Origin of the sequence: Saccharomonospora iraqiensis subsp. paurometabolica YIM 90007 (assembly GCF_000231035.2) — a bacterium.
Lineage (GTDB): Bacteria > Actinomycetota > Actinomycetes > Mycobacteriales > Pseudonocardiaceae > Saccharomonospora > Saccharomonospora paurometabolica.
The window spans coordinates 94,468-94,978 of record NZ_KI912259.1 but is presented as its reverse complement, the minus strand read 5'-3'; the positions used below and the strand labels follow the sequence as shown (position 1 = coordinate 94,978).

1 protein-coding gene is annotated in these 511 nt (G+C 76.7%); it reads right to left on the bottom strand.

The window, feature by feature from the left end:
- Positions 1 to 511 (bottom strand): hypothetical protein (locus SACPADRAFT_RS33435; RefSeq protein WP_198048369.1); only part of this gene is annotated, 511 nt, incomplete at both ends.

The following is a 511-nucleotide window of genomic DNA, read 5'->3' as shown; positions in this document are numbered from 1 at the left end:
CGCCCAGACCAGTGCGCTGATCTCTCCGAGGCTGTGCCCGGTGGCTGCGACCGGGCGACAACCGCAGGCCTCCAGCCACGCCAGCGCGGCGAGCGACTGACGCACGATGGCGGGCTGGGCGAGCGCGGTGTCCCGGGCGTCGTCCACCAGTCGGACCCCGGGAGCGCCCGGCACGTGCAGGTCCGCGGCCCAGTCATCAAGGTCCGCGCGGACCGGCGCGGCCTGGCCGGGCAGAAGCACCCCGATCCGGGGCACGGAGCCGGACGCGAGCACCACACCGGCCCCCTCGTCCAGCGACAACCGGCCGTCCCACGTGGCGAGGCGATCTCGAGCGGCCACGGCTGCGTCGTGTAGCCGGTCGGGGGTGTCCGCGACGAGCGCACACCGCACACCTCCCGTGCCGCGGCGGGAGGCGTGCCGGGTCGCCGCCAGGTCGTGCAACTCGGCAGTGCTGAGCGCCGGCGCGATCGCCGCGACCTCGGCCACCCGCTCGGCCAGCGCCGCCGGGTCG